Origin of the sequence: Paenibacillus sp. J2TS4 (genome assembly GCF_018403245.1) — a bacterium.
Taxonomy (GTDB): domain Bacteria; phylum Bacillota; class Bacilli; order Paenibacillales; family NBRC-103111; genus Paenibacillus_L.
Genome location: NZ_BOSH01000017.1, coordinates 1 through 22,870 on the forward strand (window position 1 = coordinate 1; position 22,870 = coordinate 22,870).

General features: G+C 41.8%; 20 protein-coding genes and 4 pseudogenes. 7 read left to right on the plus strand and 17 right to left on the minus strand.

The window, feature by feature from the left end:
* Window positions 1-588 precede the first annotated feature (588 nt).
* The 3 genes and pseudogenes from KJS69_RS25315 to KJS69_RS30500 all read right to left on the minus strand — a co-directional run.
* Window positions 589-954 (minus strand): hypothetical protein, encoded by a 366-nt coding sequence (locus KJS69_RS25315; RefSeq protein ID WP_213586599.1) that lies wholly within the window; start codon window positions 952-954, stop codon window positions 589-591.
* A gap of 153 nt (window positions 955-1,107) precedes the next feature.
* Complete coding sequence (locus KJS69_RS25320) at window positions 1,108-1,575, minus strand: phosphotransferase (protein WP_213586600.1); 468 nt, start codon at window positions 1,573-1,575, stop codon at window positions 1,108-1,110.
* 245 nt (window positions 1,576-1,820) lie between these two features.
* Window positions 1,821-2,054, minus strand: a pseudogene (locus KJS69_RS30500) (IS4 family transposase); the annotation flags it as partial.
* Between the two features lie 257 nt (window positions 2,055-2,311).
* On the opposite strand from KJS69_RS30500, the gene KJS69_RS25325 reads away from it, so the two are divergent.
* A complete protein-coding gene (locus KJS69_RS25325) occupies window positions 2,312-3,526 on the plus strand; it encodes an Abi family protein (RefSeq protein ID WP_213586601.1) in 1,215 nt (404 codons plus the stop codon).
* Between the two features lie 144 nt (window positions 3,527-3,670).
* Here the strand turns inward: KJS69_RS25325 and KJS69_RS25330 are convergent.
* The 5 genes and pseudogenes from KJS69_RS25330 to KJS69_RS29845 all read right to left on the minus strand — a co-directional run bounded on the left by KJS69_RS25330 (window position 3,671) and on the right by KJS69_RS29845 (window position 8,279).
* Window positions 3,671-4,965: pseudogene (locus tag KJS69_RS25330) on the minus strand (IS4 family transposase).
* Window positions 4,966-5,106: 141 nt separating this feature from the next.
* The gene (locus tag KJS69_RS25335; protein WP_213586602.1) at window positions 5,107-5,820 is read right to left on the minus strand and encodes a hypothetical protein; all 714 of its coding nucleotides are present in this window, start codon (window positions 5,818-5,820) and stop codon (window positions 5,107-5,109) included.
* Window positions 5,821-6,146: 326 nt separating this feature from the next.
* Entirely contained in the window at window positions 6,147-6,902 is a 756-nt protein-coding gene (gene istB, locus KJS69_RS25340) for an IS21-like element helper ATPase IstB (RefSeq protein ID WP_213586603.1), read from the minus strand.
* A gap of 3 nt (window positions 6,903-6,905) precedes the next feature.
* On the minus strand, window positions 6,906-7,505 hold the full coding sequence (locus tag KJS69_RS29840) for a hypothetical protein (RefSeq protein WP_249730702.1): 600 nt from the start codon (window positions 7,503-7,505) through the stop codon (window positions 6,906-6,908).
* Between the two features lie 153 nt (window positions 7,506-7,658).
* Entirely contained in the window at window positions 7,659-8,279 is a 621-nt protein-coding gene (locus KJS69_RS29845; protein WP_249730703.1) for a DDE-type integrase/transposase/recombinase, read from the minus strand.
* Window positions 8,280-10,142: 1,863 nt separating this feature from the next.
* On the opposite strand from KJS69_RS29845, the gene KJS69_RS30505 reads away from it, so the two are divergent.
* Window positions 10,143-11,300, plus strand: a complete 1,158-nt coding sequence (locus KJS69_RS30505; RefSeq protein WP_483874566.1) for a tetratricopeptide repeat protein — start codon at window positions 10,143-10,145, stop codon at window positions 11,298-11,300.
* Window positions 11,290-11,432 (plus strand): annotated as a pseudogene (locus KJS69_RS25355) (transposase); the annotation flags it as partial. The gene KJS69_RS30505 and the pseudogene KJS69_RS25355, both read left to right, overlap by 11 nt.
* A 465-nt stretch (window positions 11,433-11,897) precedes the next feature.
* Here KJS69_RS25355 and KJS69_RS25360 read toward each other — a convergent pair.
* Together KJS69_RS25360 and KJS69_RS25365 are read right to left on the minus strand one after the other, a co-directional pair.
* Window positions 11,898-12,354 (minus strand): annotated as a pseudogene (locus KJS69_RS25360) (helix-turn-helix transcriptional regulator); the annotation flags it as partial.
* 136 nt (window positions 12,355-12,490) lie between these two features.
* On the minus strand, window positions 12,491-13,453 hold the full coding sequence (locus KJS69_RS25365; RefSeq protein WP_213586605.1) for a helix-turn-helix transcriptional regulator: 963 nt from the start codon (window positions 13,451-13,453) through the stop codon (window positions 12,491-12,493).
* Window positions 13,454-13,562: 109 nt separating this feature from the next.
* Here KJS69_RS25365 and KJS69_RS25370 point away from each other — a divergent pair, with 109 nt between their 5' ends.
* Both KJS69_RS25370 and KJS69_RS25375 read left to right on the plus strand, forming a co-directional pair.
* Entirely contained in the window at window positions 13,563-14,042 is a 480-nt protein-coding gene (locus tag KJS69_RS25370) for a GyrI-like domain-containing protein (RefSeq protein ID WP_213586606.1), read from the plus strand.
* Between the two features lie 21 nt (window positions 14,043-14,063).
* Window positions 14,064-14,528: a phage tail protein gene (locus KJS69_RS25375; protein WP_213586607.1), complete on the plus strand. Its 465-nt coding sequence runs from the start codon at window positions 14,064-14,066 to the stop codon at window positions 14,526-14,528.
* Between the two features lie 182 nt (window positions 14,529-14,710).
* On the opposite strand, the gene KJS69_RS25380 is transcribed toward KJS69_RS25375, so the two are convergent.
* The 3 genes from KJS69_RS25380 to KJS69_RS30370 all read right to left on the minus strand — a co-directional run bounded on the left by KJS69_RS25380 (window position 14,711) and on the right by KJS69_RS30370 (window position 16,120).
* Window positions 14,711-15,145 (minus strand): VOC family protein, encoded by a 435-nt coding sequence (locus KJS69_RS25380; RefSeq protein WP_213586608.1) that lies wholly within the window; start codon window positions 15,143-15,145, stop codon window positions 14,711-14,713.
* A gap of 42 nt (window positions 15,146-15,187) precedes the next feature.
* Window positions 15,188-15,322: a hypothetical protein gene (locus tag KJS69_RS30055; protein ID WP_283777485.1), complete on the minus strand. Its 135-nt coding sequence runs from the start codon at window positions 15,320-15,322 to the stop codon at window positions 15,188-15,190.
* A gap of 510 nt (window positions 15,323-15,832) precedes the next feature.
* Window positions 15,833-16,120 carry a GNAT family N-acetyltransferase gene (locus KJS69_RS30370; RefSeq protein WP_213586609.1) on the minus strand — a complete coding sequence of 96 codons (288 nt, stop codon included), beginning with the start codon at window positions 16,118-16,120 and terminating at the stop codon, window positions 15,833-15,835.
* Window positions 16,121-16,447: 327 nt separating this feature from the next.
* Here KJS69_RS30370 and KJS69_RS25390 point away from each other — a divergent pair, with 327 nt between their 5' ends.
* Window positions 16,448-17,518 (plus strand): SDR family oxidoreductase, encoded by a 1,071-nt coding sequence (locus tag KJS69_RS25390; RefSeq protein WP_213586610.1) that lies wholly within the window; start codon window positions 16,448-16,450, stop codon window positions 17,516-17,518.
* On the opposite strand, the gene KJS69_RS25395 is transcribed toward KJS69_RS25390, so the two are convergent.
* The 3 genes from KJS69_RS25395 to KJS69_RS25405 form a co-directional block, all read right to left on the minus strand.
* The gene (locus KJS69_RS25395) at window positions 17,519-17,890 is read right to left on the minus strand and encodes a winged helix-turn-helix transcriptional regulator (RefSeq protein WP_213586611.1); all 372 of its coding nucleotides are present in this window, start codon (window positions 17,888-17,890) and stop codon (window positions 17,519-17,521) included.
* A gap of 726 nt (window positions 17,891-18,616) precedes the next feature.
* Window positions 18,617-19,489, minus strand: a complete 873-nt coding sequence (locus KJS69_RS25400; protein WP_213586612.1) for a PhzF family phenazine biosynthesis protein — start codon at window positions 19,487-19,489, stop codon at window positions 18,617-18,619.
* Window positions 19,490-19,614: 125 nt separating this feature from the next.
* Entirely contained in the window at window positions 19,615-20,040 is a 426-nt protein-coding gene (locus KJS69_RS25405; RefSeq protein WP_249730705.1) for a nuclear transport factor 2 family protein, read from the minus strand.
* 497 nt (window positions 20,041-20,537) lie between these two features.
* On the opposite strand from KJS69_RS25405, the gene KJS69_RS25410 reads away from it, so the two are divergent.
* Window positions 20,538-21,410, plus strand: a complete 873-nt coding sequence (locus tag KJS69_RS25410; protein WP_213586613.1) for a helix-turn-helix transcriptional regulator — start codon at window positions 20,538-20,540, stop codon at window positions 21,408-21,410.
* A 575-nt stretch (window positions 21,411-21,985) separates the two neighbouring features.
* Here the strand turns inward: KJS69_RS25410 and KJS69_RS25415 are convergent.
* The gene (locus KJS69_RS25415) at window positions 21,986-22,807 is read right to left on the minus strand and encodes a TlyA family RNA methyltransferase (RefSeq protein WP_213586614.1); all 822 of its coding nucleotides are present in this window, start codon (window positions 22,805-22,807) and stop codon (window positions 21,986-21,988) included.
* Between the last annotated feature and the right edge of the window lie 63 nt (window positions 22,808-22,870).

Below are 22,870 nucleotides of genomic sequence, written 5' to 3' on the forward strand. Positions count from 1 at the left end.
CATCGATAATTTTCTCCACCACATAGATCTTCTTCAGTTCTGCTCTGCTCAATGTAATCTTCTCCTGTCCCATAGTGACATTATCTCAGAACAGTTATGGGATGACATTATCACAGCACAATAACAATATTTCCAAAATAATGTAGACTTATGTTTTTCCGTCGTTTATAATACTATTGTAAGGATCTGGAAACAGTGCCCTTGCTTAAATTATGTCTAATAGAGATAACGCCACAATGTATGTGGCGTTTTTTGTTAATTTCTTGTATTCAACATTCCAGGCATATTTCATCAGAATAACGCCTGCTCCACTTTGTTCGCACTAACCTCCCGTTAGCTTAAAAACTGAGTCCAATAGAATCTTAGGCATATATCCTAACCATGCTTAGTACCTCGAAGCAGGAGACAACATCCGCGACCTCGGCAACGCCGGGCCGGCCCCCGAAAGAGGGGGGGACTGCTAAGTATTAAAGCCCAAATTCTACTCCATCACTTATAGTGTAGGCGATTCAACTATCGTTTCCGTTAACTTAATCACCAATACTGTTCTCGGATACACATTGTCGTGACTTCATTAGTTCAGTTGTGTCAAGTGATCTCTTTCGCGCCAAAATGAATCCTGATGAGTGTTCCCAAAGTCACTTTGCCGTCATCAATTAAAAATTCCTCGAACCATTTACCCGTCATCATATATTTCTCTTGCTGCTCAAACCATTCGCAAAATGCTTTCCCTGTCGGCTCGAGCATACGATGAAGTGCAGGAATGACGACGAACAATCCTCCTTCACAATCTACTAGGCTAATCAGTGAGTCCTCTGTTATCGACACATCTTTTCCGCTAACGTCCATGTAAACCTCGTAAAAAAAGTCCTCTTCCGTTGCACCGCCATTATTATGTGCACGAATCCGCAACTCAGAGTGATCAAACCCTTGCGTAAGTACCCAGGCGATCATGACTTCAAATGCTTCTTTCTTTACTTCATGCCATCTTCTCCCCTTTCTGCCAAAGCTTTGTAATAAGCTGCTCGGTACGGTTGTAGTTCAATAATTTCTTTGGCTTCTGTAATGACCGGTTCGATTGGAATATAGATATCCATTTCGTGCTTTTCAGGTGGCATACCGATATGGGTAGCGCAACGTAAGTCGGTCGAAACTGTTGTATAATTCTGACAGACAATAGTTTTTAAATGAAGCTAATAAAGCATTGTCATTCCATTCATAGCGTAAATGTTGGGGGGTATAGTGAAGTGAAAGCTTATGTATTTTTCCAACCAATTGACCTATATTCTCATAAAAAGTATTGCTCTCCTCGGCAATTTTTGCATTTCTGCCAAGGGCTTTCTCAAAGGCTGTCACAACAAAAGCATCGTCAATTGTATGAAAAAGATCACCGGTTAAAGACGGAATCGGTCTAGCTACTTTTACACCAGACTCCGCCAAAAACATGATAAAATCTAATTCCGCTTTCGTTAATGTTTCATTCCGATGTGTGATATGGGCAATTCTTAGAATAACTTCACGATCTCCGACCAACCCAGAATAAACGAAGTTTTGAAACCCATTTAAATCGATCATTGAGTCTTCGCGTATACCATAACGTTCGCGGCTTGTCTCAATATATCTCGAGTGAATAGCTGTTTAATCTTCCTATCCATATTATCCCTCGATCACACTCCAAAGGTAATGTTATCCTATTCTAATCGAAACCAATGGATTGCGGTCAATAAAAAACGTCTTTAATTAAACATCCTGCCAGTTGCTTGCAACTAAAGGTCATCCCTTTTATCGAGCTTCCACATCATACACAAAAAGCCATCGAAGTAATCAGCGGCCTTCTGCTGAATTTTATCTTTTCCCGTTAGGTTAACGAACAGGCGAAACCAGTTCTTCTGATGGAATAAGAGGACGAAGACGAGTTGAAGCAGCCGGGCACAGCTAAAGCCAAATCGCTTACGGAGCCCTGCTCATTGCAGATATTTCATGACTTTCAGTTCTTGAAATACAGGCTTTAATTCTTTTGGCAGTTGATTCAAATCAGGCTGATGGTCTATCATAATGGAAGACACGCCTTCGGTCTGATAGTGGTAGCTGGACACTCTCACTTTACCAAAAGTGGTGTTTTTATATTCTTCAAGTAAGGTACCTGATCTCTTCCCGCTCCAGTCACCACAAGGTTACAAGCTGATTTTCGCTCTGCGAAAATTGAGCTATTAACAACTAGCTGCTATCTTTTTCAAGGAACCTTTAAGGACCAGAATGTGATATTATCGGAAATATATAGAAAAAAATGAAGTACGGGAGGGGGGATTCGTTGCCAACTGACAAAGAATTTAATTTAATTACTAATCAAATCCGGTTATTAAAAGACAGAGGGCTGATCTTTAATAACCTAGATACTGCTAGAAAACATCTCATGGAAAAAAACTATTTTAATCTTATAAATGGTTTTGAAACACTTTTGCTTGATGATTCGAAAAATTCGCCCAAACAGTACACTAAAAAATCCTTTGATAATTTTCTTAGGTTGCATGATTTTGACAGGCAGCTTTCAAGTTTAATATTTCAAAAAATATCAGAATTCGAGACGAAATTAAAAACCTCTATTGCATATCATTTTTGTAAAAATCATTGTTCTACATTGGCGGAGAATAATAATTATATTGACTGCACATATTATAATGTGCCAAGAAGAACTGACGGCCCTAAGCAATATGTCAATTTTTTTTACAACCAGAGCAATCCAGGAAAAACCCATAAACTGCTTAGGAAGGATTATAAGTATTCGGGGAGATTTAAAGGAAAGTTTATTGGGGATGTAACTTATTCAAATGACAAGACAACGTTGAAAGGCATCTTTTCCGGAAGATTTGGATCTACTTCGATAAGAGAGGTTAGAGACGGAACCTATACTTTCAAAAATTCAAAACAGGCAGTATTATTAGCATCACTACATGGAATTAGTCGGACTTCAGGATCAACCATTTCACTTCCAATAGACATATCTAATATAAATATTCTTGGATTGGACTACATTGATGAATGTAAAATCAAATTTCCGTATGTAGATGCATATAATAACCCTCCTTTTTGGGTTGTGATAAAAACTCTGATGCTGAATGACGTAATTATACTGATGTATGGATTGAAAAAGCGCACTTTAGACGCGGTGTTAAGAGACTTTAATTTAAAGCCCAACGATAAAGAAAAGTTCCTAAATACTTTAGAGATTATTAAAGAGTTGCGAAACACTTGTGCTCATTTTGAATTAATTAGTCGTTTCCGAACTCCAAAAAATTTAAAAATAAATGCTCGGCTAATATCAGAATTAAAATTAACTCCAATTAGGTCTCAGTACATTATAAAGTTATACGACGTATTAAAGGTTCTAAAGTGCTTTGCTGACTTACGAGACATTAAAGCATTGATCTGGAGTTTTTGGAATAATGAGATTAAATATGGCAGTGGTAATATTGCAAGATCCTTTTTGGAAAGAATGGGTAATGAAAATGTTGAAGAATGGATATAAAATAAATTGATTAAACTAAGAATATATGTTAAAATTGATGTATACAATAACGATGAGCCAAGACGGCGTGTCAAGCTATTGCAGCTTGCTAAAAGTCCCTAACCACCTTATTCACTTAGAATAAGGTGGTTTTGTATTTCTAACTCAACTTTCGTAGCATGAAATCGGCAAACATAAGAGCGGAAAGCTCCTTCCGGCTTTATTGGCTACTTCGTTGATTAAATCCAGCAACTGTTGCAGGGCAACGACCCAATCCAGCGTACCGACTTCGTCGCACAGGAAATAAAACAAGCCGCCAAAGGAACGCGCATCCGTGCTTTTCCGATGCTGCCACGCCAGCAGGATGTAGCGGGAAAACACAACGTCGAGTGGCTGATTAGCAAATCGTAGGAACGGCCTTGAAACTCTTTTTGCAGGCGAAGCAGCGATTTGATGCACTTGAAGAAGACCTCGATGTCCCAGCGGATCGCGTAAATCCGGATGATGTCTTCTACGGTCAGCGTAAGATCAGTCGTCAAAATCGCCAGCCACTCGTTTTTCTTCGAGCGATGGCGAACGAACACAACTCGAACTCGGATACCTGAAGGAAGCTCGGTCTGGATGGAACGAAGAATGCCGCGCTTCTTGCTCGCGACAGGAGACGCCGCCGTGTACAATTCTTTCAACGACAGCTTCTGGCCTTGAATAAGGAAACGTTTGTTGTCATTCTTGACCATGCCAATCACATCCAGGCCGCGAGCCACGATTTCGCCAATAAGCGGCGCATAGGTAAACCAGCTGTCCATTAAGACGTAAGAAGCCGTGGCCCCAGCCTTTAGCGCCCGATCCAGCATGGACACGATGACCTGCGGAGCCGGCAAAAGCGCCTCCTGCCGGCGTTTGTAGCCGTGCGATCGTTTGTCGATGGTTCCATTCATGGCCGATTTGCTGGAACTCAGCAGCGAAAAATCCAGCGGCACGAAGGTATGGCTGTCTGACCATCCCAGTGTAAGCATGCGAAACCGCTTGTAAAATGTTCCAGTCGCATGATCCTTGAAACGGGCAAGCAGTTCGACTGCTCTGCTGCGATTTCGTTCAAACATGGAATCGTCGACGATGAAGACGGAGTCGCGATCCGCTGAGGTCAGGGCATCTACCTTCTGTACGGTAGCCGTCCCAAGCGACGTCAGGAAGCGGCGCCAGGCAAAGCCGGTGTGATTGAGGAAGCGATACACGGCATCCTTGCCTGGAAAGGAGTCGCCTTTGCTGCTCTCAAGCAGGCGAAACCAATTCCTCTGATGAAACAACAGCACGAAAACGAGTTGAAACAGATAGGCACAACTGAGGCCAAGCCGTTTGCGAAATCCGGCTTGTCTCAAGAATTTCAGGATATTCAGTTCTTGAAAGGCAGACTTTAATTCGTTTGGCAGTTGATTAAGACCCGGCTGATCGTTTATCATGATGGAAGACACCTCTTCTGTTGTGGTAGTGGAAGCTCGATACTCTCACTTTACCAAACGAAGCGATGTTTTTCTATTTTTCAAGTCAGGTTACTGAATTGCCCAGCTAGCCTGCTGTTGCAAGGTTTCAACCAGATGGTTTTAAGGTGTGTATTGGAAAATTTCTAGAAATGTTTCTATATCAAATATATTAGCCCATTCCAACTTTTCAATCTTTATAATATATGATCCATCTGCATTTGTAGGAAGGTAATTATCAGAGCCATCGACAATAAGCCTCCATTCATTTTGCATTTTGTATTGTTCGCTCTTAACAAAAAGAGGATCAAAAACACTTTTTGTTAGGTTATACACATTTATATTTGGATTTGAATAATCATTTAAATCTCTGTATATAATTGGACCGCTAATGTAACCAAATTTAGGATTTGCATATAATTGCGCTTTGCTAAGTTTTGATAAAAACTCTCCAGAATTAAATAATAATACATGCTCGCCAAAATCTTTTATTGCGGCTTTGAACTCATTATTGAAAACGTAATGGCTTCCTTCATTGTATAAAATCTCTTCTGTTATCATAGCTGTGCAGAATATTAAGATTCCATCGTCATCCACATGAGATAGTTTAACACTATCAGGTCGAGGTATTTTTTCAAAAATATTCTGACCATTTTTATCTAATATTTGAATACATATTGGATCTATTGGGATCTTCCCTTCATTTTCATCCCCACGATAATTTGATGTATCATTTCGATACTTAGAAATTGAATTAAAATAAACATATCCTTCAGATAACATCTCTAAATGCTCTCGTTTTCCAAACTTTGCAAGTAAAAAGTTGTTGTCTGCCACTCGCTCCACCCTCAATAATCAGTTTATAGATTTGTTGTATTGTTAACTTGTATCCCCACTTTTCATAAGGGGGAATACGAAAATGAAATAAAAAAAGTAACGCTCTTGACTTGCACTCGAGAATTGTAGATAACGTCTTATTCACGAACTTCATAAATACTTCCGTATAGACCTATATACGAAACCATTACCTAATCCTTCCTAATTATACTACAACATAAAATATTGCGATGATACTCTGATCAGCAAGAACTCCAAACTCCTAAAACTCAAGGTTGTAACCGTCAAGTACTTTTGAGCAGATTCCGCTAAATAACTTTCAACACCTAGACATTTCCAAATATGGTTTCTCGATACTTGAGGCGGAAGCTGTCTCCGCTCAACTGAATGACCTCGCTCTTATGTAAGATCCGGTCGAGAATGGCGGTCGTGATGGCCGGATCACCGAGTAGTTCACCCCAATCCTCCGGCCCCTTGTTCGAGGTCAGAATGATCGATGCTTGACCATAGAGCTTGTTCACAAACTGAAAGAATAAATTCGATTCACTTTTCTCCATGGCCATGAACATCAGATCATCGATGATCACCAGATCGGATCCCAGAATACGCTTCATCCGGGTCTGCGACGTCCGCGCAATCTCATGTGTCTTGAGTAAATGGATCAAGGTATCCATCGCGACGAAACTGACCCGATGTCCTCGCTCCAACGCCTCGATTCCCAGCCCCACTGACAGGTGAGTCTTTCCGACCCCAGGCGGGCCCAAAAGTATTAAATTGTAGGTGTGCTCGAGCCACAGCAACTCCCGCAATTGCTCTATATGGCGCTTGCTGAGGGATTGCTGTTCCTCCAATCGAAACTCGTCCAGCGATTTTATGAAAGGGAATGCAGCCCATTTCATCCGTTTGGCCCGTTGCTTTTCTTCCCGCCGCCGCAACTCATGTTTGAGGAGATGGTGCAAAAATTGCCCACAGCTCCAGTCCTTGGATTGTGCATCCAAAAGACTATCCTCCAAGATGTGTGCCGCCTCGGTCATATTGAGCGTGCTCAGCCATTGTTTCAGGTCACCTGTGGATGTTGTCATCTTCTATCCACCTCCCAAGATGCGTTCGTAAGTCTTAAACTCCCGTATTTGGGGTTTGGCTTTCAGCTTAGCGGCATCCACTTGAACGAGTAGCTTTAAGTCGCTTTGAGTCGGCTTCTCGACCGCTTGCTGTTGCGCCTTGTCCTTGTAGTGGCTCACAGCATCTGCAAAATCTGCAGCACGGTATAGGCTATTCTTTAAGCAATAGGCTAGAGCTTGGTCAGCCGCCTTAGTTCCAGCTACGGTAACGCTCTTCTCAATCGCTTGCAACTGATCTCGAATGTATCGCGGTTTCTGTTTGCGAATTTCCTCTAGGTAACGCCGGGCTTCGCTCGCATCCGTGAACCGTTGAACGACATGATCGACATAAGCCTGAACGCCTTTTGTCCGGTCTCGACCATGATTATTGTTGCGAATAAGCTCGCCCTTGCGATGGAGGCACAGTGTATGCTCTGCCAGGATGTGTCCCGAGTCTTCTTCATAGATGATGAGTCTGTTGTCTTCTGTAACCCGTACAGCGACTTCTTTGTCAGTTCTGTCATACGTGCCGATCGGAACGCTATACCGGTTCGATTCATACCAGATGGTGTTGTCCTTCCGCACCGTCCTTGTTATACTTGAGTTACTCAATTTTTCTATTTTTTCTGGACTGGGCGGAGATGCGCTTTTTCTAAAGCGTACACTTCGGCCGGTATTTTTTTGGTGGTATGATGCATCTTGGCGTTTCCTGTACGGGTTAACCAAGCCAGGCACTCTTCATTGTTTGTCTATATTCGTGAATGAACGATGCCGGGCAAAGTTACGTTTGATGTATTTCACCACATTCTCAATTTTGCCTTTGCTTTCCGGATCACCTTTGCGACACATATGAATACGGAAGGCGCGCTCTTCCACATACTTCGCGAACTCATGCGTCAAGATGAGATCACCATGGTTCTCACTGGTTAATAACAAGTGGTCTTGGTCGTAAACAATTTCTTCCGGGAGGCCGCCATAGAACTCAAAGGCCTGTTCATGGGCGTCAACGACATCTACTGTTGTAAACGGTCTGTCCTGCCATAGTGCGAATTTGTGTCGCGAATGAGACAAGACAAAGGTGATGAACCATAGCTTGACCAAATGGCCGTCTGGATGTCTGAGCTTGGTTTCCCCGAAGTCTACTTGCATCTGCCTGCCCATCGGGAGTTCTTCCACCGCTTCGTATTGTCTTATTCGTATCGCCTTTGGGATTCCATATTCCATTCTCAAGCCTCGCACATAGCTTCGAACGGTACTCTCAGCGATCTCCATGCCCTCATGACGTTCCTTCAGCCAGTCCATGACCTGAGCAGCGGAGAGATCCGGATATTTGCAACCAGCTAACGATCTCTGCTTCAAACGACTCCAGCTTCTTTGATCGTGTTTCGAGTCCATTCATAAACTGTTTGTACTCGTCTACCGTCATGTTCCAAAACTAATCACCGAATTCCTGGATATATTCAAGTTACGCGCAACCTGCGATTTCCTCAATCCTAATCTTTTTTGTTCCTGAATTGCGAAGTACATAGGCCACCTTTCTTCTTTCCTCATACCGCTTCCCCCCGATGCTAGAATTACCAGTTCTATGATAGCTTAATAGGAAGGGTATGGTAAGTTTTGTTCATTCTTATTTAGCGGAATCCGTTAATTCTAGTTTAGCAGTTACAAAGGTCTTTATATCACGCTCTTAAACATTCCCCCGCCATACCAACAACCCCGATTTTTCGCAGCCACTTATGTTACGGTTCACTTTTTAAACTGTTTGCTACTTTGAGTTAAAAATTTTGAACGATTCAGGAGAAAACTCGTTAAAACGAGTATTGCGTTTTATTGATGTTTCCCTCGAAATGCTTCGCTCGCAATTTCGTGACGAGTATTTTAAAGATATTTTTATGCTGCCATTAATTATTGTAAGAGTGATTTAGCGAAGTTGGAAATGGAGAACAAAATTAAAAATGCTATGGAATGGCCTTTCAAACAGAATGCCATTACAAACTGCTATAATATAATTAGGAAAAGTAAAAATGGCAGGTGAATGTGATGAGCAGCATAGGAACAACAGTTAGCGGAATTATCAGAGGTGGAATGACATTATGGAACAGAATAAAGAATCCACAGACTGAAACCATAAAGTTAGTAATCAAATCGCTAAAAAAAGGAGCAGAGCAGTATAGGGACTATTTAACAACAAAAGTAGAACAGGACGATCTTAGTGAATCTGTTTATTGGGAGGAAAGAGAACTAAGGAAGTTCTTTGAGAAGAAATATGCCGAGAACAAATTGTTTGGATTTCACACCTGTGATGCGAAGGAATTAGCCCAAGAAATTGAGAGGTATTTTATTCTCTCAAATCACCACTTAACCGATTATGAGAAAATATCGCTTGTTGAAAAAGTTATTTTAAACTCACAGAAATATTACATACTCACTCAGACAAACGATAATAAGTCTATGGAATTTTTGCAATTGAGGGGCGATATAAAGATGGAGCAAATCTTGCAAGTTATATCTTTACTTCCCTCAATGCAAAAAGATATTGAAATAATCAAGCAAAAGGTAACGGTGTCTGAACAGAGTAAAGCAGAGGTTGTCGAAGTGGTGAAAGATTTCTCCTACTACTGCAATCTTTGCGTTCAGCTTTATGAAGAACGAAACTACTCTTTATGTCTAGCTACGATTCACGAAACGTTAAGAACACATCTCACAACGGAGCAGTATATATCCCTTTTATTTTTAGAGTCAGGCATTTATTACAATCAATTCAATTATGATTTGGCATTGGAATGTATATTTAAAATCGAAGATAAAGTGACTGATGATATTAGTGATGCATTTACAGCAAGTATCTTAGGTCAAAAAGGGTCTATTTATTCTGAAAAAGGTGCCAAGGAAGGAAACCGAGCGTTAGTACGGTTAGGGATTGACTGCTTTGAACAGCAACTTTCTATACATACGTTGAACGATTCGAAGGACAACACCATAGGGTTGATATATTATAATTTGGGAACATCGTATCTTTCGATTATTGATTCTCAGAGTGATATTAATTCCTGTATTGAATATTTCGAACTAGCATTTGAGATGTTGCCTGATAATGCAGAAATCATGAAGAACCTTGGAACAGCTTATGGCATTGCTCACCAGCATGAAAAAGAAATCGAGATGTATCAAAAAGCATTAGAGGCTAATCCAGAACTATTTGAAACTTTATGTGCTATGGGGATGGTTTATTATCGTTATTACCAGGATCCAGAAGAAGCGAGTAAATATTATCAAAGAGCTGTAAGGAGTCGGGAAGAGATTATTCGCTTTCCATATGCGTATTATTGGTTAGGAAAATGTTATTTTGAAGTTGGTCATAAAGAAAAAGCAAAAACGGCTATTGAGGAAGGGTTACGAATCGCTCCAACTCTAGAACCCTTAATTGAACTAAAAATCGATGTTCTTTACGCATTACTTCAAGAAAAACATGACAAATATCTTCCTGAATTTATTCAATATATCAACAAGTTATATCCCACTCCTACCGAAGAGAGTTCAAGTAAATTACTATCGGCAATGATTTTGAATTCAAAATATGATAATGCAAGAGATTTATTATCAACACTGCCAGAATCAATAAAAGAGAGTGAAATGCTTATACCTTCATATTTCATATGGGCTTTTAACCTAATGGATTTCAATGATTTTGAAGGTGCATATCAAGTAATCAATAACATCAATCCTGAAAAAATTACCGAAGAAATTAAAAGTTTCAAGTATGTGTATCATTACATAACGGCTTTATGTTTAAGTGGTCTTCAAAGACACGAAGAAGCAATTTATCATTTGGAATCTATCCACGGAGAAGGCTCAATATTCCAAGCAGTTGATTCACATTGCATGTTAGGGGATGCGTATTTAAAAATAGAAGAATACGACAAAGCACGTGTACATTTTCAAAAAGCGAAAAGCATTGTTGGTGAAGTAAATACGAATATGGATATTGAGTATGGATTATTTCAAGCATATCTCGGTTTGGAAAGAGTTCGTCCAGCAAAAGTCTCTTTTATGAAAATAGTAGATTTGATTACTTTTCCTTATGTAAGTAATGTCATAAAAAATGAAAAAGATAAGAACTTTGAATCCGCTGTGGATAAAAGGATTTCAGAAATGATTGTTAGTATGTACAGGCTTGCCCTATTAGAGGTGAGGTTGAAAATAGCGGATGACACAGCAACAATTCAGCCAGATCGCAAAGAAATAATGAAACACTTGGATCCTTTACTTCAGTATTTCTCTAAAAAAGTGACAAGGACTGTATTCAATTTCGATAAATTTGCAATGGATTACCTTCTTGCTCAAATTGGAGAAAAACAGTCGAATGATAGAAAAGCCTAAAGTTGACAAATCCGGATGCATCAGCATTATGAAACGCAATATGAAGTCGGCCTTCCCTTCATGGAATGTACGGTGGACGTTGTCTACGACCCGGCAGACATCACGGAGCTGACGATCGAGTACGAAGGTCATGCGGTTCGAACGACAGCTTCTTATCGGGTCGGCCAACATCGAACTCGCCTTTAACAAGGAGATCGTGAAGTATTTTTAAGCGTACCCCTTTAGCTGAACCAGTAGCATGGCTTTTCCTTTGCCCGGAAAAGCCCCTTATCTTCATCAAAAACTATTAATTACAATCTAACCAAGCCTTTAATTTAAATCTTCATCAAAGCTCATCAGAATCAACACCAACTGATTCCAACCGATTAAACATAAATAAAGAAAATGCCTCTAAGTCCTTAAGAAGTCTTAAGCAATCGTTCATGCTTACAAAAATCATATTCACTTCGTGATCAAAATTCATATCCACTTTGAAAATCTTGTTAAATTCCTCGTCCGTCTCAGCGGTTCCGTAATTATGTGTCAGTAAATTCCTCACTTCAAACCAATCGGATACCCTTCTATATTCAGCGCTACTACTGATTTTCAGATCAAAGAGCACTTGGTCCAAAATTCAGGTATTTCAATAAATGGATTCTCGCCATCGGCATTGACCAGAATTGAAACGCCGAACATTTCAAAACCTTGTTTTTCCTCGATTTTGTAATTCATCTCCACATCTCCTCGAATCGAAATATGAAAGGATACCCGAGGATAGGCCTTGAGTGAAACGCCTTTGTCGCGCGCTGACATTGGCATCACACCGTGCATTTTTTTGAATGCCCTGGAAAATGCCAGGCGATTCGTAACCGTACTTGAATGCCACGTCGATGACCTTTATACCACTATTTTGCAGTTCAAATGCGGCAAGGGTGAGCCGCCTGCGCCGAATAACATCCGCTGAAAAGTAAGTAGAGCAACAGGCAATTCTAGCCACTTGGTCGTAGTCGATCGTTTCAGACAGGTGTGTTTCTACGTATTCCATTGCATTGTTCATGCGTTTCAGCCAATCCATACAGATCATCCTTTCAAAATTAATTATATGGAGTGCTGAAAATGAAGCCTTGCAATCCATGCACAGAAATATCATGTTTGCCAGTATCAAAATACAGGTTTGAACCTCAAAATTTAGAGGTTTTAGCTGGCACTGCTTATGGGCAGTATAGAAATAATATCTCTTGTAAACCTTCCAAGACTTTTTTTGGCATTTCCCTGACCTTAATATCCCCACCCAGGAAAAGTAGCCAATTTGTTATTTCGGTCAATTCTTCTGAATTATGGACGTTGACAAAAGTCTTTATAATGGCTGTAGTTTGGTAAGGATTCGTATAGGCAATTGAAATTTTTAAAGGATGGTGTTTTTTGAACTGGGCAACCGCCTGTGGACCAAGTTCAAGGACGAGGTTAATGATTTCTTCCTGCTTACTTAGTTTTTCTAAAATCTTTTTCTTACTTACTCTTTTTTTCGCAGGGTATGGTTCTACATTGGTGAGATGATCGACGGGAAAAATCTTCTTCTTTTCTTCCTTTAAGTCAAAGCCTTCAATCAGCCAATGGCTTTTTTCATGATAAAGGTGCAAGAGATAAATGGGATAAGACTTTATTACCTTCTCTTCTTTGGTGGTAATCCATAAATAGCTGTCCGACAGAAGGATTTGGATGAGTTTTTCTAGCATGGGATCGGGGAGATCCGAAAGCTCAAGCAGGTCGGGATTATTGGGGTTGGTCCCTTCAAAAAGCAAGATTTGATTTAAAAGAACAAGGTCATCCTGCTGGTTTTCCGAGATGAGGCCTAATAATTTTTCAGCTAATGACTGACGACTCTTTAGATAAGGGAGCTGTTGATTTCTTGTGGCCATAAAGGCAATAAAAAGAGCTTTGACCTCATTATCAGTAAAGCGAACAACGGGCAGGACAGAGTTGGACATGACAGAATAACCCCCATCCCTTCCAACTTCAGCGACAAGCGGCATCCCCATGGCCTCAATTTCTCTGATATCTCTAATTGCTGTCGAACGAGAAATGTTAAATTCTCGCATGATTTCAGAAATTGTAAAGTGGGAGCGGTTGTTAATATACCTCATGATGGTATTAATCCGTTCAACTTTTTTCATCGGGACTCCTAAACAGTATCATTTTTTGACATGATTTAGAGTTATTATATAACCATCAAGTGAAGAAAAAAAGTCATTTGATAAATTTAAAAAAAGGAAGGTTTTGAATATGGCAGATTATATCCTGGAAGAAAAAGACAGCTTCACCGTTTTAGGTATTGGAACCGAGCTTAAGAGCCATTACACAGACTTTGCTGGTATAAACAAGGAAAAGGCAGACTTTTGGTCGGCCGTCAAACAAGATGGAAGACTGGATGCTTTAAAAGCCATAGCCACAAATGACTACATTTTTGCCGTGAACGAAGCGGTGAATAACAAGATGATGCATTATGCTGGCGTCATGACAGAAGCATCGATACCAGAAGCATCCAGAGTTATTCAATTCCCTAAAGGGGAATACCTAGTTGTTAAAGGGGAAGGGAAGACGGCTGAAGAGTTAAGTAATAGGCTTACTGGCATTGCCTTTGGTCAAGTTTTGCCAGAAGCACAGAATTTTGCCTATGTTGGCGGCCCCAACGCAACGGTTGAGATGGGGCAGCGAAACGGGCTGGTATATGGTGAAATGTGGATTCCTGTAGTTAGAAAATAAAGAGATAAGAGGGGGATGGAAGTGTCCTATATCGTTGATTTCAAAAATGTATCTACAGTAGGTTTAGAGTCTTCCCCCGTGGCAGAAGCGCTTGCCGGTTTACGTGCTAATGAAGCCCGTTACTTTATGAACAAATATAAGCATGAATTTACGGTTGTCCCAGCTAGCGAAAGCCAGGAAACGCTTGATTATGTGAACCGAATTTTGACAGAAGAACGTGATATTGAGTTTGCGGCCAAACCTTTAGAAACGTCGCGTTTTCAAGTGGATAATATCCAATGGGCCTTTGTCTTCTATGAGGATGGTCTAGGGGTCAACGTCTTGTATACGGTGGATGACCCTAAGAAGCGGGCCGTTGGTTTTAAACTTTCCGAGGGGATGGAGGTACCCAAGGAGTTAGAAGGCAAGTTTAAGTTTGCCAGGCAGAAGTCTAAACTGGCTGGAACCATTCGGGGCTCGTTTTTTGTAATTAAAGGCGAATATTAAAGCGGGCAAAACAATCATTCATGCAACATTTCATCTAGGCATTCAAATGACAGACAGCACCTCTCCATCCATTTAGAGGGTGCTGTTCATTTTTTCGCAAAAACCTCATTGTGTTTTAGCAACTTATTATCCATTTGCTGTATTTTCTTTTTATCTTTTCCCGAATTGCAACAGCCATAAAGTTATTTTTCTTCGACCGCCCGAATATAGTGCCCGTCCGGATCATAAAAGGTGAAATAACCGAAATCATTAGTAAAAACAGGTTCTTTATCAATATGGGCTCCAGCTTGTTTAATCCGTTCATGCAACGCAAGCAAATCATTCGTTAATAACTCAACCATCGTCACGTGTCCCGTGCTGTTTGTGATAAAGAATGAACGAGGAAATACAAACTTCAATTGTGTGACATCTTCCGGTTTGGTTTCCATTAAAAAAATACCCGGACCGTTTCCATTTTTCAATGCAAGATGTGCCTCTCCAAACTGAAAATCTGCCGAATTCAATTCATAGCCCAACACATTGCAATAAAAATCTACCGACTTTTTCAAATCCGTGACTGGAAATCTCAAGCAACAGTAACCGATCACATCCGCATCATTCGTTTTTTTGCTCAACATATTCTACATTCTCCTTTTCTAAATAGCTACTTTCGTTGTGACCTACTCAATAATCACTTGCGTTTTCAGTGCATCCCGTCTCGCTTCCGTGCCGTTCTCCGTTGAAGACATTCCTTGGCTGCGCCTTCCTGCCCCTAGAACGAGAGTTACCTCAAATTCTTTGTCGATAATCGCCATTGCTGGTTCTCAGATCCATTCCGAGTATTGAGGCTGCAGCTTTCTTTGAATTTATTTATTCGCTATAAAATTCCAGAATCCTGCCCGTTATTGACCCGCATAATCATTCGGTAGCGGAAAGTGTATTCCATACCAATCGATATATTGTTGTCTGTCATGAGGGTGAGTAAGTTTTACGATTAATGCAATCCGCTCAAATCGGGTCAAGTCAGGAGTAATTGGCTTAGACGCCTTTACGCAGATGGAAGCGAGGGAGGCAATCGAGGAGTAATACAAGAGGCAGCAAAGGAGAATGCCATAATGGCTGTTCTCCTTGAATTTGTCCGGGATGAGCGAACATTAATTTGTCTGACTTATCGCTTATCAAAATGATAGCCATACCCCTTTATTAGTACTCCTGAGGCTGGACTAAAATCAAGATCTTGAAAACGAGTAAAGCCAAGACGCTCATACAGGCGAACAGCGGAATGCATTTCGTCCTTTGTATGCAATCCTATTGCCCTCTCGTCATTAATTTGAGCGCGTCGTATACATTCCTGTTTCAAGCAAAGCTCCTACTCCATGACCACGTGTCGACGGGAGTACGGCAAGCAATCGTAACTCAGCCCAACCAGGATAACGTACTACTCTTTCACTTGCACTAGAGGTCGAATGATACAATAGAACACTACCCACGATATTTCCACCGGATTCAGCGACATTCCTCTCAACAGATTCTTTTGTTGCAAGCGTTGTCAATAATCTCCGATTATACTCTTCGCGCATTGAATCACTCATTGTTACAACCATCATTTTCATCTTTGGATGGTTCCGAGATATGATTGGATGAAACCATTTGGAAATTCCGTTGAATCATTAAGACCGGCACTTCTACATTCAAGAAATGCGATGAATGATGAAGCAAACATCCTACACGTAATTGAGTGTATAGAAAAACTAAGGAATGCTTTAAATTGACATTTAAACCGCTCGAGATATGATCAATCGAGACAATTTACCCTGATTTACATGTATGGAGCATGCAATGGTTACTTTCAAGTGCTTATATGAGTTGAAAGTGCGTACTTCACAGCCTTTCTTTTCTAGCTCACAATTGTCATTAGAAAAGAAGAGGAGGAATGCCAAATGACACTTGAGAACCCTCGGTCACCTCAGACCGCCCTTGTCGTTGGAGCAAACGGAGTCATCGGACGGAATCTCGTCGATTATCTAAGCACACTTTCCGAATGGAATATTATCGGAGTGTCGCGGCGCGGTGGAGAAAATCAAGGTAGGACACGATATATAGCCGTTGATCTTCTTGATGAACAAGATACCCGTGAGAAGTTAAGCAGCCTTACCACAGTCACACATATCTTTTACGCAGCCTATCAAGATCGATCTACATGGGCTGAACTTGTGCCCCCCAATCTTTCCATGCTCGTAAATGTAGTCAACGCAATAGAACCGATCGCTCCGAACCTGCAGCATATCAGTTTGATGCAAGGGTATAAAGTGTACGGTGCGCACCTCGGGCCCTTTAAGACGCCGGCTCGGGAGACGGATGCTTATCATATGCCGCCAGAATTCAATGTCGACCAACAGCAATTTCTTGAACAACGGCAATTGGGAAGCAACTGGACGTGGTCGGCCCTGCGGCCTTCGGTCGTTTGCGGTTTTGCATTAGGGAATCCGATGAACTTAGCGATGGTTATGGCCATCTATGCTTCCATTTCTAAGGAACTCGGCTTGCCACTCCGCTTTCCGGGAAAACCCGGCGCGTACCACAGCTTGCTGGAAATGACGGACGCGAACTTGCTCGCTCGTGCGACCGTATGGGCAGCCACCGATGAACGCTGCGCAAATCAGGCTTTTAATATTACCAATGGCGACCTCTTCCGTTGGAATGAGCTTTGGCCGAAGATCGCCGCCTATTTCGAAATCGAGACCGCCCCTCCGTTACCAATGTCGTTAGAGGTGGTTATGGCTGACAAAGAACCCCTCTGGAATGCCATGATCGACAAATATGGATTGGAGAAAATCAGTTATAAGGACGTGTCATCTTGGCGTTTCGGGGACTTCGTTTTTGGTTGGGATTACGATGTCTTTGCTGACGGTTCTAAAGCCCGACGTTTTGGCTTCCATGACTTTGTCGAGACGGAAAAGATGTTTATAGATATATTTGAAGACTTCCGGCGACGTAAGATCATTCCTTAATCATTCGTCAGGCATTGGAGGTGTGAAAAGAATCTTGCCGTTTGCGCCGTACTTCTTATCGATGTACACATCACCCCATCGGCACATGGCGTGCAAGATTTCTTTCAAACTCCACCCAAAGTCCGTTAACTCATACTCGACTTTCGGAGGCACCTGGTTATGAACAATACGGTTTACGATCCCGTCCTTCTCTAATTCCTTAAGCTGCTGGGTCAGCACCTTTTGCGACATGTCAGGCACCAGTTGCATAAGTTCGCCATTGCGCTTCTTACCAAACGTGAGATGGAACAGAATAACCGGCTTCCACTTGCCTCCGATCACTTCAAGAGTCGCTTCAACTGCGGTATTATAAATTTTCTCCCCGTTCTTCATAACTTCCGGATATCCCCCTCATGCTTAGCTTCATTGTCTTGAACCTGAACTTTGACCAGGATACTGTTAATCGCGCACGCGGTTGGGCTTTGTGGAAAGCACTCATCACCTACGCTCGGAATGAACCACGCTCGGAAGCCTCGAATTGGGGAAAGCATGTGATCGATGTCATTATTCGAGACTACAAATCGCTATAAGCATATAACCTCCGGGGCCTTCAAAATAAAATCCTCGATCGCATCCGAACTGCGGCGCCAAAACTTGCCGTCTCTTGTGGTACGGTTCAGCTTAACGGGGCTATCGGCGAAAAATCCGCCGCGGCCCATAGTTGGCGCCATCTTTGTCCAGTCCATGAGTTATGATCTTGCTTCTTTAAATATGCATAAGAGAGGCACCGATTACTTCGACGGCCTGGTTGTCGGTGATCCAACTATCGTACCTGTTAGCGATACACAAAAGGGACTGAATCTCCTTTTCCAGCTGCGTTAGACTAGCTGTCCAGACGGCCGGGTTCACAACGTAAGTTGGCTATCCTCCACACGCCGGCACACACAGCTCTCCTCCCGTGGCTGCCATCAGCGGACGCAAGCCGCCAGCTCCCAGCAAATTTTCGGCTTCCCGTAGCGGTGCGTGTCCGTTTCCGCCAACACGTTGATCTCCCATCCGTCAAACAATCGCCGCACATCTGCTATTTCTATATCGCACTTAGCTGCCCGTTCAATATGGTTAAATTGAAACCTCAAACTCTTTTACATAGACAGCATTCCCCGTAACTTCTATGTCACTGCCATTTGTTACGGTAACTTTCACGCTACCATTCCTTCCGATTTCCTGACCTTGTTCAATCAAAAGATGTAATAAAGAATCTGACTTTATATATCTTGAATAATAAGCTCCCATTACCCCAGAGGCAGTGCCAGTGACGGGGTCTTCAATTGTACCAGAAAACGGTGATGAAAAATGGCGAGCGTGCATATGTGCATTGGAATCGTATGTTTCTAAACAAAAAGGATGAAGCGACGCTCTAGGCATTTCCTTCAAAATGTTCGGAAACAGCTTGTTGTCTGGTTTCATTCGTTTAAAAGACGAAAGACTTTTTATTGGAATCAATAATGTCCAAGTCCCTGTGCTTCCATACAATGTTGGGAGTTCTGTCTCAATATCACCTTCTTCAATTCCCATCGAATGAGCCAATTCTTGAAGAGAGCCTTTAAATTCCTGAAATTGGGGAGTTGCTTGCCTCATTGTTATGTAAAGTCCATCGTTTGAATTAACACTAATCGGTAAACTCCCTGCTTTTGTTTCGATTGTGTGATCAATTTTATCACCCAACAACCCTTTCGTTTTCAACGCATAGATAGTTGCCATAGTTGCGTGACCACAAAGGTTTATTTCATGACCAGGAGTAAAAAAACGTATTCTTAAATCTGCAATATCGGATTTAAGTGGGAAAGCCGTTTCGTTAAATCCTACTTTTTCTGCCACTACTCGCATTTGCTCTTCAGTAAGATTTTCACCATCTAATACCACCCCCGCAGGATTTCCCATATTAGGAATATTACTAAATGCGTCGTAATGATAAACCTTTATTGTTTTCACAATCCCCACCCCCAACGTAATACCTCTTATAATAACAATTTGTGAGTGTAATTGTAACCAAATTTCCCCAATCTGTTATAACGTTAAACTGCCCGTTGGTAATCGAGCTACTAACGGAATTTTGTCTAATTCTCGTAGCTTTTTAGTGGCATGCCGACAAATTCTTTGAATGACTTGATTCGATCGCCCTCAAATTCGAAAACTACCGTAAGTTCATTGCGATAAGCTTGTTTATTCAATGTCCCCTCAGCCTGAAAAACTACGACTCCAAAATGGACATCGTAAAGCTCAATAAGGGGAGTAAGCTTTAAGCACAGCACTTCCCTTTCAAACCTGACCAGTTCTTTAAACCGTTGCTTACCAACCTGTTTATCTTTCCAATCATCGTATGGCAATGGGATCGAGAAATGAAAATCCTCTGTAGCAAGTGCTAGGAAATCAGTCGTGTCCCCATCTTCAAATGCGGAACGAAAAGCCTGAAAGGCTCGACTGCATAGCGAAGTTTTCACATCTCTTCCATTCGGCTGGCCTGTATAATTATCCTTCATCATTCAGGTAATCTCCCCTTTTGCTCAAAATTGATATTCTGCACGAATTCGGCCATTGTCATCTAAAATCAGAAAAACGATCCCACTTGCAACGACCTCTCCACCTTGGGACGGAAGCATATCCCAGCTATACACGACAGCATTTTGAAGTGCTTTAGAGAGATTTGCACGGACGAATATATTGCCCCCTTTTCTAACAAATTCATCGTGGGCACTAGCGATTCTTCTTTCGATCTCGCCGTATCCTTTTGCCTCAATTCCTTCAGCGAAATGGTTACCATCCCTGGCTCAAAGTTCGGCAATAACCTTACGCCGGGCACTCTCATCTGATTCATTCCAAACCGCTGCATACCTTTCAACGAATTTGTTTGTCTCGATCACTTTTTGATTCCCTCCTGGAAAGATATTCTTGTCTCCTGACAAACCAAGAATATCCGATAAACATGACAGGTACTTGCATGTTTATGTGATATGATAAAAAAAATGAGGGATGAGTGCTTATGTATAAATCTCAAAGATTATTGCGATTGATTATGATCATTAATGCAAAAAAATCGTTTACCATTCCGGAGCTTGCGATGGATTTAGGTGTTTCACCACGAACGATTTCCAGGGATTTAAACGATCTGGGAGAACTAGGGGTACCCCTTTATTCCATTCAAGGGCGTGGTGGCGGCTACAGGCTTCTAAATGAACGTCTGCTTCCACCAATTGCTTTTACTGAAAGCGAGGCTATTGCGTTTTTTTTCGCCGGCCAGTCTCTGCGATACTTTGGTGCGCTTCCGTTTGGTGATCAAGCTGAATCGGCACTAGATAAGTTCTATCATTATTTGCCGTCTGATGTGAGGGAACAAATTAACCGATTACAAGATAAAGTAGCCATTTGGTCCCCCAACCGGAGTATGTCAGTCTCATGCCTCACCGTTTTATTACAAGCAATCATGATAAAATCTGCCGTTACGATTGAGTACAATTCAAGTGAAACCGAGCTGAATACGCGAGAGATTCAACCCATAGGGCTCTATTCTGACCGTGGTTATTGGTACTGTCCGGCATATTGTTTTACTAGGCAAGCGTATAGATTATTTCGAGCGGATCGAATTTTGACAGCAAGTCTGAATGATAATGTTTCTTGTCTTGAGGATGTAGACAGGAAGTCCGTGTTCAACTGGGATGTGGAGGAATTAAAGCGTCAAGAAAAAACATTATTTTGTGTTCACTTAACACAAAAAGGAAAAAGAAGATTAGAGGAGAACGGAAGGTTTAGAGATTTCATCGAAAGTCAGGATGAAGGAGGCGGAATTATTCGGATGCACATACCGGCTAACATAGAAGTCCCTCTCATAAACAATGTTTATGTATTGTCGGTTTGAGGAATGCAGCTTTGCAGGGGCTGTTTTTCATCACAGCTCATTAGCTGGAAGCCGTTTTGTAGGAAAGACAGACTTGCTTCCTGTTTGGGGGAATTCGATACTGGACGGTGTCAAAATCAACGGGGAAGCTCTTGCTTAACCACCGGAGTCGAAGGGCAAGTGAGCCGTCATGGAGCGGAGATGTGATAGATATATTTCTATAGAACCTTCCCCCACCACTTCTACAGTTCTATTGTCCCTCCCACTAATTCGCCGTCACTTGTGATACGGTTCAGCTTAACGGGTCTATCGGCAAAAATTAGGCAGCGGTGTGCTCAAGAATGTCCATCATTATGTATAAAGGCTACCAGTTTTAGTACGAAAACCTTTGTGTTTCAGGGGCACAAGTCATTAGTCCAATACAAAAAAACATCCTTAGAATAAGAAAATACGCCAAGTCTCTAACATTATAGAAACTTAGCGTACATGTAGTTAATGATGTTGGGATATCAACCGTCCATCCGTACGTAGATTGGTCCACGCATTTTGTAGAATTCGAATCGCCATGTGCTCTCTAACAAAGAAAAATTTCGGTCTTATTTACCATACGCCTTTAGCTTCGCAACCTCGTTAATAGCAACATCGATGTCTTTTCGGATATTTCGTTTTACAGGAGACTCGCCTAGACCCAGCCAAAGGAAAAATTCTTTCGTCCCTTTGTTCCCAGTAACCGGACTGTGCGTGATACCCAAAGCGTGAAGCCCGATAGTTTCCGTAAAACGAACGAGGTCCTCTAAAATTTGTCGATATATGCCCGGATGGTCTATTTTCCCCGATCTGCGGATTTGCGGGTCAGAAACTTCAAATAATGGTTTAACCAAACAAAGCATTTCGCTGGCTGGCTCAAGCAAACGAACCACAAGCGGAATAGCCTGTTTCAAAGACAAATAAGAAAGATCCAACGCAGCGAATTCTGGTTCAGGCTGTAGATGTAGCTTCGCAACGGCGCCGATATTTGTATTTTCCATGTTCACGACCCGCGGGTCAAGTCTTAACTTACCCGCCAGTTGGCCAAATCCGACATCGATAGCGTAAACTTTTGCGGCGCCATGCTGCAATAGGCAATCAGTAAATCCGCCCGTAGAGGCTCCCGTATCCAAAGCAATTTTATCGGATACATCGATTTGAAAACGGTCCAAGGCGTCTTCCAGCTTGAGCCCGCCTTTTCCAACATATTTCTGTCCATAACCTTTAACAGTTATCTCGACATCATCTCTAAGCTGTTCTCCTTCATAAGCAGCTGGTCGCCCATTTATCGACACCTTATTCGACATGACCCAACTTGCGGCTTGCTTCCGGTTCTCAAAATACCCCCGTTCCAGCAGCAAACGCCACAAAGGCAATTTTCGCTTGTTCAAAACCATTCCGCTCCTCTTCTTTAAAGTCTTTGGTCCAGACTTAGCAGAAGGCGGAGCTCTTAT

Bases quoted from the DNA above. Each gene is read 5' to 3' on its own strand.
- KJS69_RS25390 (WP_213586610.1), top strand. From the start codon at position 16,448: ATGACACTTGAGAACCCTCGGTCACCTCAGACCGCCCTTGTCGTTGGA.
- KJS69_RS25380 (WP_213586608.1), bottom strand. From the start codon at position 15,145: ATGTTGAGCAAAAAAACGAATGATGCGGATGTGATCGGTTACTGTTGC.
- KJS69_RS30055 (WP_283777485.1), bottom strand. From the start codon at position 15,322: ATGGCGATTATCGACAAAGAATTTGAGGTAACTCTCGTTCTAGGGGCA.
- KJS69_RS25395 (WP_213586611.1), bottom strand. From the start codon at position 17,890: ATGAAGAACGGGGAGAAAATTTATAATACCGCAGTTGAAGCGACTCTT.
- istB (WP_213586603.1), bottom strand. From the start codon at position 6,902: ATGACAACATCCACAGGTGACCTGAAACAATGGCTGAGCACGCTCAAT.
- KJS69_RS30505 (WP_483874566.1), top strand. From the start codon at position 10,143: ATGGTTTATTATCGTTATTACCAGGATCCAGAAGAAGCGAGTAAATAT.
- KJS69_RS30370 (WP_213586609.1), bottom strand. From the start codon at position 16,120: ATGAAAATGATGGTTGTAACAATGAGTGATTCAATGCGCGAAGAGTAT.
- KJS69_RS25370 (WP_213586606.1), top strand. From the start codon at position 13,563: ATGGCAGATTATATCCTGGAAGAAAAAGACAGCTTCACCGTTTTAGGT.
- KJS69_RS25405 (WP_249730705.1), bottom strand. From the start codon at position 20,040: ATGATGAAGGATAATTATACAGGCCAGCCGAATGGAAGAGATGTGAAA.
- KJS69_RS25315 (WP_213586599.1), bottom strand. From the start codon at position 954: ATGATCGCCTGGGTACTTACGCAAGGGTTTGATCACTCTGAGTTGCGG.
- KJS69_RS25410 (WP_213586613.1), top strand. From the start codon at position 20,538: ATGTATAAATCTCAAAGATTATTGCGATTGATTATGATCATTAATGCA.
- KJS69_RS25365 (WP_213586605.1), bottom strand. From the start codon at position 13,453: ATGAAAAAAGTTGAACGGATTAATACCATCATGAGGTATATTAACAAC.
- KJS69_RS25320 (WP_213586600.1), bottom strand. From the start codon at position 1,575: ATGATCGATTTAAATGGGTTTCAAAACTTCGTTTATTCTGGGTTGGTC.